Origin of the sequence: Nonlabens sp. Asnod2-A12 (genome assembly GCF_045063745.1) — a bacterium.
Lineage (GTDB): Bacteria > Bacteroidota > Bacteroidia > Flavobacteriales > Flavobacteriaceae > Nonlabens > Nonlabens xylanidelens.
This window is the reverse complement of the sequence record NZ_JBEFOB010000003.1, coordinates 1,690,819-1,709,353: the sequence shown is the minus strand read 5'-3', so window position 1 is coordinate 1,709,353 and position 18,535 is coordinate 1,690,819. Positions and strand designations below refer to the sequence as shown.

Genomic DNA, 18,535 nt, shown 5'->3' with positions numbered 1-18,535 from the left:
CCGCCTAATAATTAAAGTATCATGTTGTTTTAAAAAGAGCTTTTTATCTATAAATTAGAATAGAGTAGAAGTAATGGTTTGGATTCCGCTTTCGCGAAAGCGGAATTATTTTCCATCCCATTATCTTAGTTCTAATAAAATGGTGATAAATAAAGGTGGTGCGATTATTCTTTTTCTCCTAAGGTGAGAAGTACGAGGTCTATTTTATTGTCAGATTTTTCTAAGATCTCATAAGTATTCCCATCGATAATTACGATGTCACCTTCTTCTGGAATTCCGGCAGTTTCATTAACGATAAGTCCACCTAAGGTCTCGTATTGATCACTCTCAGGCAAGTCTAGTTTGTAGTTTTCATTAATTTGATCTACCTCTAGACGGGCGCTTAGCTTGTACTCGGTATCGCTTATTTGGGAGTCTATCAACTGGTCAGAATCGTGCTCGTCTTCTATCTCTCCAAATAACTCTTCGATTATATCTTCTACAGTTATTAGGCCTCTCGTCCCTCCATATTCATCGAGTACGATAGCGATGCTTTTATGGCGTTTTATGAGTAGATTTAAAACATCTTTGGCAAGCATAGTTTCTGGTACATTTACAACTTTGCGTTTAACGTCCTTTATGCTTTCTGGTGATTTAAAAAGGTCAAAACTATGTACATAACCAGTAATGTCGTCTATGGTGTCCTCGTGTATTAATATTTTAGATAACCCAGATGCTACAAATTTCTTGTTCAAATCTTTAATATCAGTCTCTTGATGTAGGGCTACAATTTCTGTTCTAGGTACCATTACTTCTCTAGCCTTAAGACCACCAAAGTCTAAAGCGTTTTGAAATATTTGTATCTCTGTATCTATATCTTCTTGCACCTGGACGCTCTCCATTTGCTCTGTGATGTAATTACCTAATTCTAATTTTGAGAAAGTAAGTTGCAATGCGTCACCATCTGATTTAAAAAATGCTTTGAGAATAAAGTCAGATATTAAAATGCAAAACCACGAAACTGGCCAGAATAAAAGATAAAAAATATAAGCTGGTATGGCAAAAAACTTGAGTAACTCGTTAGAGTATATTTGAAAGAATACTTTAGGTAGAAACTCTGCAGTAAGAAGGATAATAAGTGTAGTGAGTACGGTCTGGGTAAGAAGGTTGTTGAGCGTACTCGCATATTGTGGATATGCATTTACTAGAATATCACTCATTAAAGTCTCCATGGCAAAGCCGTAAATAACCAGCGAGATGCTATTACCTATAAGCATGGTGATAATGAACTTAGATGGTTGTACGGTAAGGTTACGTAATACGCGACCTATGAAATCGTTTTGACGTTTTTCTAGTTCTATGTGTATCTTGTTAGAAGATACATAGGCAATTTCCATTCCTGAGAAAAAAGCACTCAGCAATAGCATTAATACGATAATAAGTATCTGTACGAGCATTATTGTTTATTACGTTCTTCAAATCTACGACGAAAACGTCGTTGAAAGAAGTACTTAAATAATGCAGCTGCTCCCATGGCAATTAATATAAGGCCGAGAGTTAAAGTGTTACCTAATTCAAATATTCCTAAAACAATAAATAGTAAGGCAAAAATTAGATAAACGTATTCTAGATATTGGTATAGTTTACTCATTATTATTTTGTGTTACAAAGTTGTCGACTGGGTCGCGTGTAAAATGCTTTTTCAAATCCTCTCTAGCGTCTAAGATTGCTCCTGTTATTTTTCCTACGCTCTCTTTATTTTGTCCATCAACAATAAGAGTCTCTGATGGCTCATTGGTGAAAATCCACTTTGCGGTTTGATCCCAATATAATTGATCTCCTGTAAAAGTAGTGCCGTCAGAGGTAATTATATGAACGTCACCTTTAAGGTCAACTAGTTTTGTGTCATCATACATGATGCCGTTATTTGCGGTAATTACGGTTACTTCAGTTTTGTCATTGCTGTAATCGTAAACTTCTACCTTGATCCCTTCTGGAAATTCTGTGTAAGGAAAGTCATCATTTGAAAAATCTAACATTTTTTTTCCTTTTACGGTAAGTTTTAATTTGCCGCTGTCGGTATGTTTTAACAACATTTCTTCTATCTCACCCATGGGTTCGTTAGAAGCGATTTCCATTTTCTGGATTTCTTTGAGGTTATCATCACATGACGCAAAAAAACAGATCACGGCTATTGCCGTGATCGTGATTTTTAATATGTGAATGTAAGATCTCATTATGGGATTCTTACAGATTCTCCTATCCAACAGTTAAAAGTGATTGTGTCACCAGAATTGTATGCACTGTTTGCAAATATATCAGCTTTACTCGGTGCAGCACCATTATAACTAGCTACATACTTAGCAGCAGTTCTCTTTAATGATGGGTCTACTCTTCCTGCTTTACTTGCATATCTAGCAGCAACCCAGTAAATAGCTCTTTTTTCTAGAGGATTTGCTCCACAGCTACTTGTGCTGTTTGCAACCATATCTGCTATTTTTAAATAAGGCTGTCCAAAAGAAGGTCTTAATTCTGTAGCGTCTAGATATGCTCTTCTTGCACTACCGAATTGTCCTTTTGATTTATATAAGTTACCTTTTTTGTAAAAGATGTATGCTTTAGTATCGTTATCGATTCCTAATTCAATAGCTTGATCCCAGTACTTGAATTTCTCGTCAGTACTTGTAGCGATGTTACCTAGACCGTAAGCAGTTTTTGCACTAGGGTTAATAGCGTGTAATGCTTTAACAGATTTAATGTATAGTGGGTCATCAGTACAGTCTTTTTTCTGTAATCTAACTAGTACGTTGCTTAACCATTCTTTACTTGTTTTGTTAGCTTCAAACTCAGCATCGTACAATGGGATTAATTTATCACAGTCTGCAAGTTCACCTAACGTACCGTTTACACTACGCATTACGATACCATAATTTTTAAGGTTCTTTTCTTGATAACCTATTTGCTTTTCTTCTTTATCAGTAAGAGCAGTAGTCTCTTGCTTTGATAAAAGATCAGATACTACTTTAGATCTCTCATCTTGTAAAGATTCAATATTACTAGTTAACTCATCATAGATTTTAAAAAGCTCTTGAAGACTTAATTTATTTGCTTTAAACTGCTTTTCAGCTAGGCTAAAGTAAGTCATCATACCGTTAGGGTCTGTAAAGTTTTCTCTGTCTGAGTTAAATAAATTGTTAAGCATGTTGAACTGCTCTTCTGTAGTACCTACTTTGTACTTCTGCATAGTTCTAGCTATTTCAATTTTCTTTCTAGTTACATCTACTTTGTCAGCATACTTAGTAACTTGAGTGTTTAACATGTCTAATAGACCGTCAACGTTTTCTTTTTGCTCACCTTCTTTTTTCTTAAGACGGTATTCAAATATTTGCTCACCATACTGATATATCGCTAGACTTGCATCTGGACATTTTTCTACTAGTGGTCCTAATTGTTTATAAGCCTCACTGTAATTTTTTGATTTTGCGTTTTCAGCAAATATGCTCAACATTACATTACAGTCGTCTGGTGCTTGAGCTTTCGCGAAAGCGAAACTGAAAACAGTTAATGCTATTAATAAGTTATTTCTAAGTATCATAATAATGGTTTGTGTTATTCTTAGTTATATTTTCTTTTGATGAACCAAACATCGTTGAGTGAAAGTCCTACAGAAAGGTTGAAAAACGTTTCTTTAATAAGTCCAGCATTTTCGGTTCCTCTTTGACCGATTTCAAATCCTATGTTAGCGTTTGAGAAACCGTTTCTACGTCCGATTGGTAAACCTAAACCAAAAGATATGCCAAACTCGTTAATATCTTCTGTATCTATTCCGTTTCCACTAACTGAAAGGCCTAGTTCTTCATAGCGTATTCCACCTCGATATACTACGCGATCCCAGTAACTGGTGATACTGTTGTAGTTAGGGATGTAAAATCCTCCTGCTCTGAAAGAGTCAGCGTCTGTAAATGTAGTTCCTGCAGGAGCAAATGTTCTAGATGTTAAAGCACTGCTGCCTTTTGTAGAGTACTCTGCACCGATATTCCATTTACGTGGTTGACCTATGGTAGCTCCTAATGTGAACTCTGATGGTAATTTTAAATCCTGTTCGTCAAATTCGGCATCACGTACATTTACTGTGCTCTCAATTAAATCGGTAGAAAGAATGAATGCAGATAAGTTGCGTTCATTTTTTGCATTTAATTTACTTTCTGGACTGTAAACTGCACTTGCTTGTATTTCTAATTTATCAGTTATCATTCTCTGATAGTGTAAACCAAAGTTGTATGATGCACCACTAAAATCAGTTTCATTAGTTTCATTAGTTCCTAATTGAACCGTGCTAGTTGCTATACTAGAGGAGTTAGTTTCTTCACCAAAGTTGTATCTAAACTCGGCGCCTATACTTAATGAAGGGGTTAATTTATAACCTGCTCCTAAATAAGCGCGGTTAATACTTCCTTCTCCTGTGTAGTTAGCATATAAAGTTTCTGTAACGCTACCTATTTCATATCCTACCGAGTTAAATGGAACTAATCCAAAACCGAAGGCTGCTTTACTTCCAACAGGTATACCGATACTTACATATTCTATAGAAGTCGCGTCATAAGAGTCGCTTTCTGTCTCTGTAGATGCAGATGTTTTTGAGTGCAAAGCACCTAGTGAATAGGTGGTTACTCTAAGGTTTGCATAGGCGGCAGGGTTTCTTAAGTTTATGTGGATACTATCTACATAAGTGGACATGCTTCCCATGCTACGGTTTTCAATGGTACCTTTAAAGGTTTGCTGTCCCAGTCCAAAGAATGAATAAGGTGATGAAGTACGCGATTGTGCAAAGCTATTCATGCTAAATAAAATCACTACCGCGATTAAAAAACTTCTGATCATAGGTTTTTATTAAATAAATATAAATAATGGATGCCATGTAGCATCAAAAAAGGCGTGGCAAAGAAACGGTTTTTTAGTTGTTTTATCAATAGTTCACTATCTCCACCGGTTATAAATACTTCTAAATTTTTATTAGACTTTTTGTATTGCTTGATAACTCCTTTGATTTCTTGGCTAAGACCGTTAACAACCCCACTGTGAATCGAGGTTTGCGTGGTGTTTCCTATTATGTCTGTTACATGTTCTGAATGTAATAACGGTAGGTTTGCCGTAAAATTATGAAGGGATTCATAACGTAATCGTAAACCTGGTGATATAGCGCCTCCGAAATAATTTTCTTTTTCATCTACATAGTCATAAGTCACGCAGGTACCAGCGTCTATCACTAGTAGGGCGTTATTTTTAGATGCTGTAGATAGTGCTCCAGCGACCAAGGCAATACGGTCGTTACCCAGTGTTAAGCTTTGATAATGATTGTTAAAGGGTAGTTTAATGCTGTTATTAACCTCAAATACTGTTTTAAATGTTGTTCTTAAAAGCTCCATTAATTCCTTTGGAAAAGAACCTACGTTGCAAATAGCTGCTTCTTCTATGGCTGGATATTGCTTAATTGTTTTTTGTATAAGCGATTCGAAACTTTTATTATCGGTACGTAAAACTTTGTAAATATTCCCCTGATCCATAACAGCCATTTTTATGGATGTGTTACCTATATCTATTATTAAAATCATAATGTGATATTTTTTTTTGGGGTGAATGGTGTTGCTCTGGTTTATAAACTTGCTATCTTAAATTTTATTTATGAAGACGAGTCGATTGAGAAAATGAAACTGCGTATATAAAAATTGAAATTACAATACGAATTTAACCTATAACAGATATTACCGCTAGCTATGGTTGTTTAAGGTTGAAATTCGCATTGTAATTTATCTATAAATACTTTTAGTATTATTTCTCCCAAGTGCAACTGATTCCATCAGATGTAGAATAGTGAAATGATTCTTTGTTTTGGTTGTAGCTTAATGTATAGCCATCGTTGTTTTCTCTAATGAAGGTTGTATCTGTTGTTCTTAACCATGTGAATTGTTTTCCGTTTACAGTTTGTATTATTATGTCACCTTTAGTAGGGTCTTTACCGCTTTCGATGTTTATCAATATATTCCCGCAAGTTGATGTGTAATTACCATCTATCATAGCTGAACTAATTTGCAAGTCAAATTCATTTAAAGGTTTGAACAGTCTGGTGAATGAATTTGTGATAAGTGGTTTTTTACCACTCCTTACTTTAAAAGTAGTTTCAGAATGTAACATTTCGCCACTTCTTATGAGCATAAGGCTTGTGTTAGCTGTTGTTAGTAAGGTTGTTTCTTCACCTGTGACAGACACTCCGTCTCCAAACATTCCAGTAGAGTTTCTGATTTTGATCTTTGCGAAATTAGCTAGACTTGCGTTCATCTCAATTGAGTTTTTGAAGTCTGGAGTTAGCATTGGTATTTCATAGTATAAATCCTGATCGTTTGTATTTGTCGTTGTTACTATTAAAATGTATTTGTCTTTACGTTTGGTTTCTTCCTCTAATAATAATTGATATGTTATTTTAATTCCATTTTTGGAAGCTAGAGTTGTTTCCTCTTGTGCATATGCTTGTGTTAAGTTAAAAAGATATAAGGCTAAAATTGTGCAAAATTGTAATGTAATTTTCATTGTAATGTTGGTTGGTTAAAAGTTTATTTGTTGATCGGCTAATTTATTTAATTTTCACTATCTGTTATTTTTTTTATGTACTTTTCTTATTAGAGTTTGCTTGGAGTATTTCGTTGGATTTTATTTATTATAGTTTAATTGAAGAAAATCTACGTGGTAGTTTAGAGTGAAATTTGAGTTGAAATTGTTTGAAATAAAAAAGCCCGATCATGAGATCGGGCTTTTAAGTGGTACCTCCAGGAATCGAACCAGGGACACAAGGATTTTCAGTCCTTTGCTCTACCAACTGAGCTAAGGTACCATTGCTCGTAAGCGGTTGCAAACTTACATCTTTTTTTACTTGAAAAAAGTTTTTTTCAGGTTTTTTTTCAAATTATTTTTAATTTTTAAGTGTTTTGCTTTCTAGTATTTTTTCTAAACTCATTCCTCTAGAACCTTTTATTAATATAACTTGTTCTTTGTCAGTGTTTAAGTCTGTTTTTTCTAGAAAAGTAGTAAGGTCTTCAAATTGTATGGCTGATTTGACTTCTGATTTGAAAAAGTTTTTCCCTATTAGATAAACGTCATTTATTTTTAGTTTCTGCGTAAGAGATGCAATGTTTTGATGTTCTTCTGCGGCATATGCGCCTAACTCGAACATGTCGCCTAAAATGGCTATTTTATTAGTGTAGTTTTGGGAGGCTAAATTTTCTAATGCAACCTTCATGCTACTTGGGTTTGCATTATAGGCGTCTAATATGATTTTAGTTTTATTCTTTATGATGATTTGAGATCTGTTGTTTTTGGGAGCGTAGTTTTCTATGCCTGAAACAACCTGTTCTGTTTGCATTTCCATTAGTTTCCCTACTGTGTAAGCAAACAGTGCGTTGTGATAATTGTACACACCTGTTAATTGTGTTTTGATTAAATTACCTTCTGCGATAAATTGTATATAAGGGGTATTTGAATGAATGCTGGTGTTCGATGGAGTGAAAAATTGATTCATTCCTACGGTTCTAACTATCTGTTCAGGATCCCATTTGCCTACAATAACTTTTCCGTTGGTTTCTTTCAGGTAGTTATATAGTTCGCTTTTACTATTTTTTACACCTTCTATACTACCAAACCCTTCTAGATGGGCTTTTCCATAATTTGTTATAAGTCCTATATTAGGTTGAGCTATATCGCATAATGCAGCGATTTCTTTTGGGTGATTTGCGCCCAATTCTACTATTCCTATTTGTAGACTAGAGTCAAAGGAGAGAAGAGTTAGTGGAACGCCAATGTGATTGTTTAAGTTTCCTTTAGTTCCTTTTACTTTGAATTGATTTGACAATACTGATAGTATAAGTTCCTTAGTGGTGGTTTTGCCGTTGCTTCCGGTGAGAGCAATAATGGGAATGTTAAGTTGGTTTCTATGAAAGGTGGCCAGTTCTTGTAGTGTTGTAAGGGTGTTTTTTACAACGGTTACTTTGGGGTTTGTCGACCATTTAGTGTCGCTGCTTATTGCATGAATGGCGCCATTGTTTAACGCTTGTTCTATATATTGATTGCCATCAAAATTATCTCCTGTAAGAGCAAAGAATAATTGATCTTTTTCTATGCTACGAGTGTCTGTATTCACTCCGTTAGATTTTAAGAAGATTTGATGAAGTTGTTCTAACATTTAGTTTCAATTTAGGGTATTAAAAAAGCCCTTAAAAATAAGGGCTTCTTTGTAAATATGAAAGGTCTCGATTTATTAGTTACGAGGTCTTTTAGTTTTCTTTGCTTTAGAACCTACTCTAGACATTGCACAACGGAAACCTAAGTCATCCTTAGCCATATCTTGTGGGTATGATCTTCTAGCCGCTGGGTCTAACCAGTATGCTCTATCTCTCCATGATCCACCTTTAATAACTCTTACTTCGTTATTGATTAGTGAAGTTCTGTTAGTATCCTTGTCGTATTGACGATCTAGGTTACCTAATGAATCTGCAGTTACACTGTGATTAGGAGAATTGTACATTCTGTTATTTTCATCATCAAGACGATCTTTTTTATCAAAGTATTTAGTTGATTGAGCATCACCATCACGGAAGTCACGGTTATCACTTCTATCAAAGTTAGTTCTTAGATAAGTCTCATCATCATCGATAGCTTCTTGTTGGATTTCACCTGGCAATGCACGAGCTATAACTTTACCATTACTAAGTGTGTCATAAGGAATAGAGTCTGCGCTTACAATTGCAATCATTCCATCTGCACCTATTTTGTTTCTTGTGTAAACGTTACCACGGTAATAGTTAAAGTCGTTAAACTCGTCATCTACCATAGGACGATAAACATCAGCAACCCATTCAGAAACATTACCTGCCATTTCATAAACACCAAAATCGTTAGGCTCATAAAACTTAACAGGAGCTGTGATATCTGCACCATCATCACTCCATCCAGCTATACCACCGTAATCACCATCACCTTGCTTAAAGTTAGCCATGTGGTCACCACGAGTTTTGCGTTTTCCACTTCTAGTGTATTGTCCATCCCAAGGGTATTTCTTTCTACCACGGTATGCGTTATACTCACGTACACTTCCTAAACCTAGAGCAGCATATTCCCACTCAGCTTCAGTAGGTAGTCTATAACCTGGTAAAATAACACCATCTTTTCTTGTTACATATAAGCCACTTGCTTCACCAGTACCATCACCTTGTTTAGCTGCTTTTGCTGTTTTTTGCTTTTCTAATTGTTCAGATCTTTTTCCACCTTTTGTCTTTTCTTCGTCACCACCATAAGTTAGAGTCGGAGCGTTCAAATAAGTTTCAGTACTAAATGTTGCACCAGCCTCTTGATTTGCTAGAGCGTCTTTAGACGTATAACCTTGCTCATTAAGAATTAATTCGTTTACACGATCAGTTCTCCAGTTAGCATATTCTACAGACTGTATCCATGTTACACCTACTACAGGGTAGTTTTGGTAAGCTGGGTGACGTAAGTAGTTTTTAGTCATTTCTTCATTGTAACCTAAGCGATTTCTCCATACTAATGTATCAGGAACTGCGCCGTTATAAATGTTACGGTATTCTTCATCTTCTGGTGGGAAGACAGCTTTGATGTATTCTAACATCTCAAGGTACATACCATTAGTAACTTCAGTTTCATCAATGTAAAAAGATTGAACATGCTGTTGATTAGGAGTGTTGTTCCAATCATGCATAGGGTCATCTTTAACACGACCCATCGTGAATGTTCCACCTTCTACAAAGACAAGACCAGGTCCTGTATCTTGTTCTTTATATTTTGTGTTAAGTTCAAATCCGTTTTTACCGGTGACGTCCCAACCGGTTCCACGAGATGTGGATGTGTAGTCGTTTCCACCACCACCACAACTCACTATCGCCATTCCGGCGAAGAGAGTAAAGACTGCTTTTACTGCAAAGTACTTCTTCATTTTAAGAATTTGTTTTGAAAAATGAGTCGCAATATAATTATTTCAATCTAATACGAAAGCATTAATTCGTATAATTCGCGTTACATTTGTCGTTCAAGCATATTAAACGACGACGAATTGCGATTATTATGCGTTATCTTAAAATTTTGTGAATATTTTTAAATACTAATTCATATTAACAGCCGTTAGTGTATCGATGAAGCATTTTTTCTACTTAATAATTTTACTTCTTAATGCTAGCGCGCTTGCTCAAAGTGGTCGAGAGGTAATTGATTGGAAGGATTTGGAATCCTTTGATATCGGTGATCAGCAAATTAAAGTTCCGTATTTTAGAGAAAACCATAGTTTTGATGGGCGAGATTTATTTTGGATTAAAAGTTTTCAAATAAATCAAAAAGTTGATGAATTCTCTGTTGAAATAACAAATTTGAAGACAGAGACGATAAGAGTAACAGATCTTGGACAGTTAAATCCATCACAAATTTCTAATGGGTTTCAATACTCTTTAAGAAATGCGCTTTCGCGAAAGCGTAACTATGCTCAATTAAAAATAACACCAATTTTTAAGGATGGAAATCAGTATAAGAAGGTAGTTTCTTTTAACTACAGCTATTCTTATGCGCCGGCGCAATTTCAGGTTAAAAACGCAAGCTTTAGTAATTCTATTTTAGCATCTGGAAATTGGTACAGATTTAAGGTAGAGAGAACTGGTGTAAATAAAATAAGCAGGTCTTTCTTATCTAATTTAGGTATAGATGTTAATTCTATCGACCCTGCTAGAATTAAGGTTTATGGTCAGGGAGGTACATCGTTGCCTTTAGTTAATAGTGATGATCAATTATTTGATGCTCCTGAGGTTGCTATTACCGTTACAGGTGGTGAAGATGGTAGGTTTGATAATGGAGATGAGATCTTGTTTTACGGAATTGCTACAAATACAGATTACGTTAGTGAAAACGATAGTTTTATTAATCCTTATACAGATGAGTCTTTTTATTATCTAACGGTAGATGGGGCTATTGGTAAACGTATTTTACCATTTGTGCAACCCAGTGCTGTACCAGCTATTACTTATGATTATTATTATGCTAGGCAACACCATGAGGTGGATCTGGTAAATATAGCCTCTATAGGTCGTGTATGGTATGGTGAGCGTTTTGATTTTGAACCAGAGCAAGTTTTTGAATTTGAGTTTGAAAATGTACGAAGTACTTTACCTGCCGTAGTGAGAATAGCCACTGGAGCAGTGTCAGATAATGATACAAGTATGAGCTTTAGTTTAAATGATGTGGCTCTTGGTACATCTTCGTTAAGTGGTGTGGCAGGGCAAAACATACGCGCTGCGGCTAGGGCAACTCTACTAGTGTCTAATGCTAGTATTAGTTCTGATATGGTTTCTGTTAATGTGTCTTATGATAATTCTGGAAACCCTGGAGCGTCTGGTTATTTGGACTATATAAGTTTAGAGATACCTCAGAGTTTAACCGGTAAAAACGAACAATTTAGATTTGATGTACCTAATGCTGCGTCTCAAAGTGGTGTGGTAGAATATCAATTCTCTAATGCATCTCAAATAAGTGAGGTATGGGATATAACTGATGTTAATAATGTACGTAAGGTTACTAACAATTTGCAAGACGCTACTTTTTCTTTTACTGATAATGGTGGGCAAACTAAAGAGTATCTAGCGGTTGACTCTTCAGATTTTTACAATGTGGTGAGTGTAAGGAATAGTACTGTTGTAAATCAGAATTTAAAAGGGACTATTTTTAATGACCGATCAGGTAATTTTAGAGATATAGATTATTTAATTATTACGGCAGAGTTTTTACAGTCAGAAGCACAAAGACTTGCAAATTACCATATCACCGAGAGTAATCTCAATACTAAAGTGGTGACTTTGCAAGAGATTTATAACGAGTTTTCTGAGGGTAGACAAGATTTAAGTGCTATTAGGAATTTTGTGAGGTATGTTTATGATAATGCATCTTCACCAGCAAATAGGGTGCAGTTTGTAAATTTATTTGGTGATGCGAGTTTTGACTATAAGGATAGATTAAGGATAAGAGATAATATCGTGCCGTCTTATCTTTCTTTAGAGAGTACTTCATTAACGGCTTCTTTTTGTACAGATGATTTTTTTGCTTTCATGGATAATGGTGAGGGGACAGTCGCTGCAAATAATCTCATGGATATAGCTGTGGGGCGCATGATAGTGAGTGATATTCAAGAAGCTAGAGAGATGGTGGATAAGGTGATCAGTTATACTGCAGAGCCTGCTTTTAATAAATGGAGAAATAATATCGCGTTGATAGGTGATGATGTGGATATTCTTTCTGATAGAATATTGCAAGAAAATGTAAATGATCTAGGTGATGAGATATTTTTAAACAGACCTGATTATAACGTAAATAAAATATTGTTAGATAGTTATGAGCAATTTAGTACGGCTGGTGGACCTAAATATCCAGATGCTGTTAATGATATAAGAGATGCTTTTGAACAGGGTTCTTTGGTTATAAATTATTTTGGTCATGGAAATGAAGATGGGCTCGCAAGAGAGTTTATTATAACTCAATCGCTTGTTCAGAACTTGCGTAATCCTAATACATTACCGTTGTTTATTTCGGTAACATGTGAATTTACACGATTTGATAATCCGTTGCGTGTTAGTGGTGGTGAGTTAACTTACCTGAATCCAGAAGGTGGAGCTATCGCTTCAGTGGCAACTAACCGTTTGATTTTTGTTAATGTAGGTGCTGGTTTTAATAATATATTAGATCAGTACATTTTTGGTTATGATAATGTTGAGCCAGTTTCAATGGCTGAAGCGTTACGACTAGCAAAAACAGATCCTAGTTTTCAATCTACTTCCACTCGTAGAGTTATTACTTTTATAGGAGATCCGGCATTAAAATTAGCTTTTCCTCAGCCTCGTGTAGTTCTTAATACTGTTAATGGAAATCCTATTGCGACAAATACAGATGTGTTACAGGCTTTAGATCGTGTTTCTTTAGGTGGAGAGGTGCAAACGATTCCTGGAAATCGAATCAACGATTATAACGGTACTCTTTATGTAACTGTGTTTGATAAAAATATAAGCAGAGAAACTTTGGCAAACGACAATACCAGAGATACAGCAGTGGCTGGTGATCCTATAATAGTCTTGCCTTTTGATCAATTAGGTGAAGCTCTTTTTAGAGGTCAGGCTACTATTACAAACGGAGAATTTGAGTTTGATTTTATCATGCCTAGAGATACACAGATACCAGTAGGTGCTGGACGAGTTTCTTTTTATGCAAAAAGAGATAACGTACCAGAAGATCAAAATGGATATTCTCAAGATATTCAAATAGGTGGTATTAATCGCAATGCACCTGCAGACGATTTAGGTCCTGAGGTGGAGTTGTTTATGAATGACACTAATTTTGTTTCTGGTGGTGTTACGGATAGTGATCCGTTTTTACTTGCTTTTTTAAGTGATGATAATGGAATTAATACTTCTAGTGGTATAGGGCATGACATTACTGGTATTCTAGACGGTGATGAAACAAATCCATTTATCTTAAATGATTACTATGAGGCAGATGAAGATGATTTTACTCAAGGGAAGGTATATTTTCCTCTTAGGGATATAGAGCCAGGATTACATACTTTAAAAGTTACCGCATGGGATACGTATAACAATAGTTCTATGAATGAGATTCAGTTTGTAGTGTCAGAATCTGATGGTGTAGAGTTAACTAGAGTATTAAATTATCCTAACCCTTTTAGTACATATACTGAGTTTTGGTTCAATCATAACAGGCCTTTTGAGCCGTTAGATGTCCAGGTACAAGTGATGACTGTAAGTGGTAAAGTAGTTTGGAGTAAAAATCAAAACATCACAACCACAGGGTTTACATCTAGAGAAATCACTTGGGATGGAAGAGATGATTTTGGCCAGCGATTAGGGAAAGGAGTTTATATTTATAAGATAACCGTAAAATCTACGTTAACTAATAAATCTGCGAGTAAAGTAGAAAAGCTCGTGATTTTATAATAAGATTGATTAACATATATTTGTCACCGCATAAATTTTATTGATGAAGAAAATATTTTTACTTTTCGTAGTAGTAACATTTGCAATACCTAGTGTAAGTAATGCTCAGGATAATGATACTCGAGTAATTACAACGGCACTCCCTTTTTTAAGAATTGCTGGAGATCCTAGAGCTGCTGGTATGGGAGATATGGGTGTAGCTACTAGTCCAGACGCATGGTCGCAACAATGGAATCCTGCAAAATATGCCTTCAGTACGAGGCAGCATAAATTTGGTGTAGCTTATACTCCTTACTTAGGTAATTTAGTAGATGATATCGCAATTGCTCAATTAGTGTATTCAAATAGAATCAATGAGCAAAGTGCTTTTGCTGGTAGTTTAAGATATTTTTCTTTGGGATCCATAACACTGCGACAGGATGCTGCAGACCCAGGTAGAGAAGAAAGTCCAAATGAGTTTGTTCTTGATGGTACTTATTCTTTGAAATTGAGTGAGCAGTTTGCCATGGCGGTAACAGGTCGTTTTTTAAGATCTGATTTACGTATTCAAGGAGTAGATAGTGACGCTAGTGCGGCAAATAGTTTTGCCGTAGATGTTTCTGGATATTACCAGTCAGAAGAAGAAGCTTATAATGATTTCAATGGTAGATGGAGAGCCGGATTTAATATCTCTAACATTGGTCCTAAGATTACTTATGATGCTGGCGGGCAAGAAAATTTTATTCCTACTAACTTAGCTTTAGGTGGTGGATTTGACTTTATCCTTAACGATGGTTTTAGTAAGATAGGTGTAACTGCCGAGGTGAATAAACTTTTAGTCCCTACGCCACCGATTTTAGACGATACTACTGGTGAGATCATAGAAGGTGAAGATGATGATGTAACTTTTATTTCAGGTATTTTTCAATCATTTGGTGATGCGCCAGGTGGTATAAGTGAAGAGCTTAGAGAATTTACTTGGGCTTTAGGTGCAGAGTATACCTATAATGATGCTTTTGCTCTACGTGCAGGATATTTTAATGAAGCAGATGATAAGGGAGCTAGACAGTTTCTTTCACTAGGGGCAGGTTTTGAATTCTCTCAAATCAACATTGACTTATCTTATTTATTTTCTACAAGTAGGGTAAATAGTCCACTAGAAGGGACATTAAGATTTGGACTTACTTTTAACTTCGGTGACGAATACACAGAATACTAGACTATCAAAAAATTAGAACTACACACTACCCTCGAGGTATACGATAATATAGAAGAGCTTGCTGCACCAGATCATTCACTTATGGATCTGGCTATAGAGGCTCGTCACCGTGCATATGCACCTTACTCAAATTTTACAGTAGGTTGTGCATTGTTATTAGAAAACGGTGAGATAATAACAGGTAATAATCAGGAGAATGCTGCTTATCCGTCAGGATTGTGTGCAGAGCGTGTTGCTATATTTGCGGCAGGATCTCAATACCCTGGTGTTGCTGTTTTAAAAATGGCTATTACAGCTAGTCCCAAAGACGATTCTTTTCATAAACCAGTGCCGCCTTGTGGCGCATGCAGGCAGTCTATAGCTGAGTATGAGAATAATCAAGAAAACGATATAGAGCTATATTTTATGGGAGCTGCTGGCAAGGTTTTAAAGTCAGATTCCTTGAGTGATTTATTGCCGCTCGTGTTCGATAAGAATTATCTATAACGATTGCGTACAATTTTAACCCATAAATAGGTTTTTCCTTACCTTTTTTTCGTCTATTTTTGTTCTGCAGCTTGAGCAAAAGTTAGGAAAGGATCTTTATATTTGATCTTTGTTCCGCTTTCGCGAAAGCGGACCACTTAACATATAATTACATGAAAAAAGTCACTAAAGACGTCTTACTGAACTGGTACGAGGAAATGCTTTTCTGGAGAAAGTTTGAGGACAAATTAGCTCAGGTTTATATCCAACAAAAAGTTCGTGGATTTTTGCACCTATACAATGGTCAAGAAGCAATTCTTGCAGGAGCACTACACGCAATGGATCTTACAAAGGATAAAATGATTACCGCATACCGTAATCACGTACAACCTATAGGAATGGGTGTAGACCCTAAAAGAGTAATGGCAGAGCTTTATGGTAAAGCAACTGGTACTTCTCAAGGACTAGGTGGTTCTATGCATATTTTTTCTAAAGAACACCGTTTCTATGGTGGTCACGGTATCGTAGGAGGGCAAATACCTCTTGGTGCTGGTATCGCATTCGGTGATAAATTTCACGGTGTTAACGCTGTTACACTTACCTTTTTTGGTGATGGTGCTGCACGTCAGGGTTCTTTGCATGAAGCGTTTAACCTTGCTATGTTATGGAATTTACCAGTAGTATTTTGTGTAGAAAATAATGGTTATGCTATGGGTACAAGTGTTGCTCGTACTGCAAACCATACAGATATATGGAAACTAGGTCTAGGTTATGAAATGCCTTGTGGACCAGTAGATGCCATGGATCCAGAAAAAGTTGCCGAGGCTATGTCTGAAGCAATTGAAAGAGCTCGCTCTGGTGGTGGACCAACTTTCTTAGAATTAAAAACATATCGTTACAGAGGTCACTCTATGAGTGATGCTCAAAAATATAGAACTAAAGACGAGGTTGCCGAATATCAAAAAATTGATCCTATCACGCAAGTGAAAGATAGATTGATGAGCGATCACAACATGTCTGAAGATCACTTTAAAGATGTTGCAAAACGTGTTAAAGAACGTGTTGCAGAATGTGAGAAGTTTGCAGAAGAGTCACCGTTCCCAGAACAAAGTGTGATGTATGACGCTGTATATGAACAAGAAGATTATCCATTTTTACCAGCAAAATCATAAGTTATGGCAGAGATAGTTAACATGCCACGTTTAAGTGACACCATGGAAGAAGGTGTTGTAGCTGCGTGGTTGAAGAAAGTAGGTGATAAGGTGGAAGAAGGAGATATCCTTGCAGAAATTGAAACTGATAAAGCTACCATGGAATTTGAATCATTCCAAAACGGTACGTTACTACACATAGGTGTTCAAGAAGGAGAAACTGCTCCTGTTGATCAATTGCTATGTATTATAGGAGAAGAAGGTGAAGATATTTCTAGTTTGCTAGAAGGTGGATCAGGTTCTGAAACTAGTGATGAAACTACTGCAGATGCTGATTCAAAAGAAGAAGCGTCTTCAGATGATCAAGAAGAAGCTAGTGCGAGTTCTGATATTCCTGATGGTGTTGTTATTGTTAACATGCCACGTCTTAGTGATACAATGGAAGAAGGTACTGTAGCGTCATGGTTAAAACAAGAAGGAGATTCTGTTGAAGAAGGTGATATCCTTGCAGAAATCGAAACCGATAAGGCAACGATGGAATTTGAATCTTTTAACAGTGGTACACTTCTTAAGATAGGTATTCAAGAAGGAGAAACTGCAAAGGTAGATACGCTATTAGCTATCATAGGCCCTGCAGGAACTGATGTTTCAGGAATAAGTGCAAGTAAAACTGCTGCTCCTAAAAAAGAAGAAAAGAAAGAAGAGCCGAAGAAAGAAGCTCCAAAGTCAGAGCCTAAGAAAGTAGAGGCTAAAAAAGAAGCCGCTCCTGTAGCATCTTCTTCTAACAAGTCTTCTAACGCTGCTGCAACCGGTGGACGTATTTTTGCATCTCCACTTGCAAAGAAAATGGCCGAAGAAAAAGGAATCGACTTAAGTCAGGTTTCTGGATCTGGAGAAAATGGACGTATTGTAAAAAGTGATATAGAGAGTTTTACACCTAGTGCTGCAGCTGCATCATCTGGTAGTTCTTTTGTATCTGTAGGAACAGAAACTTTTGAAGAGGTTCCTAATTCTCAAATGAGAAAAACAATTGCAAAACGCTTAGGTCAGTCTAAGTTTACAGCGCCTCATTATTATCTTACTATCGATCTAGATATGGATAATGCTATCGCTAGTAGAAAAGCAATTAATCAATTACCTGATACTAAAATTAGCTTTAACGATATGGTAATTAAAGCGGCAGCGATGGCGTTAAGATTACATCCTAAAGTGAATACACAGTGGACAGATAAGAATACCATTATTGCAAAGCACATCCATATAGGTGTAGCAGTTGCTGTAGATGACGGTCTTCTTGTGCCAGTGTTACCATTTGCAGACCAGATGAGTATGCAACAAATAGGTGGTAAAGTAAGAGAACTGGCAGGTAAAGCACGTAATAAGAAATTACAACCTAAAGAAATGGAAGGAAGTACTTTTACTATTTCTAACCTAGGTATGTTCGGTATTACAGAGTTTACTTCTATCATTAACCAGCCTAACAGTGCTATTATGTCTGTAGGTGCTATTGTTCAAAAACCAGTTGTAAAAGACGGTCAGATAGTAGTAGGTAATGTGATGAAGATTACACTAGCTTGCGATCATAGAACTGTAGATGGAGCAACAGGTGCTGCATTCTTGCAGACTTTCCAGTCTTATATCGAGAATCCAATTGTAATGTATATGTAATTTACATAATTCATAGATAATTATTCAAAAGCCAA

Annotated in this window: 14 protein-coding genes and 1 tRNA gene; 5 read left to right on the top strand and 10 right to left on the bottom strand. The window is 36.1% G+C overall.

Annotation, left to right across the window (positions count from 1 at the left end; translation table 11 throughout):
* Window positions 1-164 precede the first annotated feature (164 nt).
* The 10 genes from ACJJVJ_RS07890 to gldJ all read right to left on the bottom strand — a co-directional run bounded on the left by ACJJVJ_RS07890 (window position 165) and on the right by gldJ (window position 9,976).
* The gene (locus tag ACJJVJ_RS07890) at window positions 165-1,436 is read right to left on the bottom strand and encodes a hemolysin family protein (RefSeq protein ID WP_405369796.1); all 1,272 of its coding nucleotides are present in this window, start codon (window positions 1,434-1,436) and stop codon (window positions 165-167) included.
* Entirely contained in the window at window positions 1,436-1,630 is a 195-nt protein-coding gene (locus ACJJVJ_RS07885) for a hypothetical protein (RefSeq protein WP_104514628.1), read from the bottom strand. The genes ACJJVJ_RS07890 and ACJJVJ_RS07885 overlap by 1 nt, the downstream gene beginning before the upstream one ends.
* Window positions 1,623-2,216, bottom strand: a complete 594-nt coding sequence (gene lptC, locus ACJJVJ_RS07880; protein WP_405369795.1) for an LPS export ABC transporter periplasmic protein LptC — start codon at window positions 2,214-2,216, stop codon at window positions 1,623-1,625. Before lptC ends, ACJJVJ_RS07885 begins: the two co-directional genes overlap by 8 nt.
* Entirely contained in the window at window positions 2,216-3,574 is a 1,359-nt protein-coding gene (locus ACJJVJ_RS07875; protein ID WP_104514630.1) for a hypothetical protein, read from the bottom strand. Before ACJJVJ_RS07875 ends, lptC begins: the two co-directional genes overlap by 1 nt.
* A gap of 20 nt (window positions 3,575-3,594) precedes the next feature.
* Complete coding sequence (locus ACJJVJ_RS07870; RefSeq protein WP_405369794.1) at window positions 3,595-4,860, bottom strand: hypothetical protein; 1,266 nt, start codon at window positions 4,858-4,860, stop codon at window positions 3,595-3,597.
* Window positions 4,857-5,591 carry a type III pantothenate kinase gene (locus tag ACJJVJ_RS07865; protein ID WP_405369793.1) on the bottom strand — a complete coding sequence of 245 codons (735 nt, stop codon included), beginning with the start codon at window positions 5,589-5,591 and terminating at the stop codon, window positions 4,857-4,859. Before ACJJVJ_RS07865 ends, ACJJVJ_RS07870 begins: the two co-directional genes overlap by 4 nt.
* Before the next feature lie 217 nt (window positions 5,592-5,808).
* Window positions 5,809-6,564, bottom strand: a complete 756-nt coding sequence (locus ACJJVJ_RS07860; RefSeq protein WP_405369792.1) for a hypothetical protein — start codon at window positions 6,562-6,564, stop codon at window positions 5,809-5,811.
* A gap of 228 nt (window positions 6,565-6,792) precedes the next feature.
* Window positions 6,793-6,865, bottom strand: a tRNA-Phe gene (locus ACJJVJ_RS07855).
* Window positions 6,866-6,943: 78 nt separating this feature from the next.
* On the bottom strand, window positions 6,944-8,209 hold the full coding sequence (murF, locus tag ACJJVJ_RS07850) for a UDP-N-acetylmuramoyl-tripeptide--D-alanyl-D-alanine ligase (protein ID WP_405369791.1): 1,266 nt from the start codon (window positions 8,207-8,209) through the stop codon (window positions 6,944-6,946).
* Window positions 8,210-8,284: 75 nt separating this feature from the next.
* Window positions 8,285-9,976, bottom strand: a complete 1,692-nt coding sequence (gene gldJ, locus ACJJVJ_RS07845) for a gliding motility lipoprotein GldJ (RefSeq protein WP_405369790.1) — start codon at window positions 9,974-9,976, stop codon at window positions 8,285-8,287.
* Between the two features lie 196 nt (window positions 9,977-10,172).
* Here gldJ and porU point away from each other — a divergent pair, with 196 nt between their 5' ends.
* From porU to ACJJVJ_RS07820, 5 genes are all read left to right on the top strand, one after another.
* Window positions 10,173-14,018 (top strand): type IX secretion system sortase PorU, encoded by a 3,846-nt coding sequence (gene porU / locus ACJJVJ_RS07840; RefSeq protein ID WP_405369789.1) that lies wholly within the window; start codon window positions 10,173-10,175, stop codon window positions 14,016-14,018.
* Between the two features lie 43 nt (window positions 14,019-14,061).
* A complete protein-coding gene (gene porV / locus ACJJVJ_RS07835; protein WP_104514635.1) occupies window positions 14,062-15,216 on the top strand; it encodes a type IX secretion system outer membrane channel protein PorV in 1,155 nt (384 codons plus the stop codon).
* A 3-nt stretch (window positions 15,217-15,219) separates the two neighbouring features.
* Window positions 15,220-15,702, top strand: coding sequence for a cytidine deaminase (gene cdd, locus ACJJVJ_RS07830; protein WP_104514636.1), 483 nt, complete (start codon window positions 15,220-15,222; stop codon window positions 15,700-15,702).
* Window positions 15,703-15,854: 152 nt separating this feature from the next.
* Window positions 15,855-16,853 (top strand): pyruvate dehydrogenase (acetyl-transferring) E1 component subunit alpha, encoded by a 999-nt coding sequence (gene pdhA / locus ACJJVJ_RS07825; protein WP_104514637.1) that lies wholly within the window; start codon window positions 15,855-15,857, stop codon window positions 16,851-16,853.
* A gap of 3 nt (window positions 16,854-16,856) precedes the next feature.
* Window positions 16,857-18,500, top strand: a complete 1,644-nt coding sequence (locus ACJJVJ_RS07820) for a pyruvate dehydrogenase complex dihydrolipoamide acetyltransferase (RefSeq protein WP_405369788.1) — start codon at window positions 16,857-16,859, stop codon at window positions 18,498-18,500.
* Window positions 18,501-18,535 lie beyond the last annotated feature (35 nt).

Excerpts from the sequence above, each read along its gene's own strand:
- murF (WP_405369791.1), bottom strand. The coding sequence starts at position 8,209 with ATGTTAGAACAACTTCATCAAATCTTCTTAAAATCTAACGGAGTGAAT.
- gldJ (WP_405369790.1), bottom strand. The coding sequence starts at position 9,976 with ATGAAGAAGTACTTTGCAGTAAAAGCAGTCTTTACTCTCTTCGCCGGA.
- pdhA (WP_104514637.1), top strand. The coding sequence starts at position 15,855 with ATGAAAAAAGTCACTAAAGACGTCTTACTGAACTGGTACGAGGAAATG.
- ACJJVJ_RS07865 (WP_405369793.1), bottom strand. The coding sequence starts at position 5,591 with ATGATTTTAATAATAGATATAGGTAACACATCCATAAAAATGGCTGTT.
- ACJJVJ_RS07870 (WP_405369794.1), bottom strand. The coding sequence starts at position 4,860 with ATGATCAGAAGTTTTTTAATCGCGGTAGTGATTTTATTTAGCATGAAT.
- ACJJVJ_RS07875 (WP_104514630.1), bottom strand. The coding sequence starts at position 3,574 with ATGATACTTAGAAATAACTTATTAATAGCATTAACTGTTTTCAGTTTC.
- ACJJVJ_RS07890 (WP_405369796.1), bottom strand. The coding sequence starts at position 1,436 with ATGCTCGTACAGATACTTATTATCGTATTAATGCTATTGCTGAGTGCT.
- porU (WP_405369789.1), top strand. The coding sequence starts at position 10,173 with ATGAAGCATTTTTTCTACTTAATAATTTTACTTCTTAATGCTAGCGCG.
- lptC (WP_405369795.1), bottom strand. The coding sequence starts at position 2,216 with ATGAGATCTTACATTCACATATTAAAAATCACGATCACGGCAATAGCC.
- ACJJVJ_RS07860 (WP_405369792.1), bottom strand. The coding sequence starts at position 6,564 with ATGAAAATTACATTACAATTTTGCACAATTTTAGCCTTATATCTTTTT.
- ACJJVJ_RS07885 (WP_104514628.1), bottom strand. The coding sequence starts at position 1,630 with ATGAGTAAACTATACCAATATCTAGAATACGTTTATCTAATTTTTGCC.
- ACJJVJ_RS07820 (WP_405369788.1), top strand. The coding sequence starts at position 16,857 with ATGGCAGAGATAGTTAACATGCCACGTTTAAGTGACACCATGGAAGAA.
- porV (WP_104514635.1), top strand. The coding sequence starts at position 14,062 with ATGAAGAAAATATTTTTACTTTTCGTAGTAGTAACATTTGCAATACCT.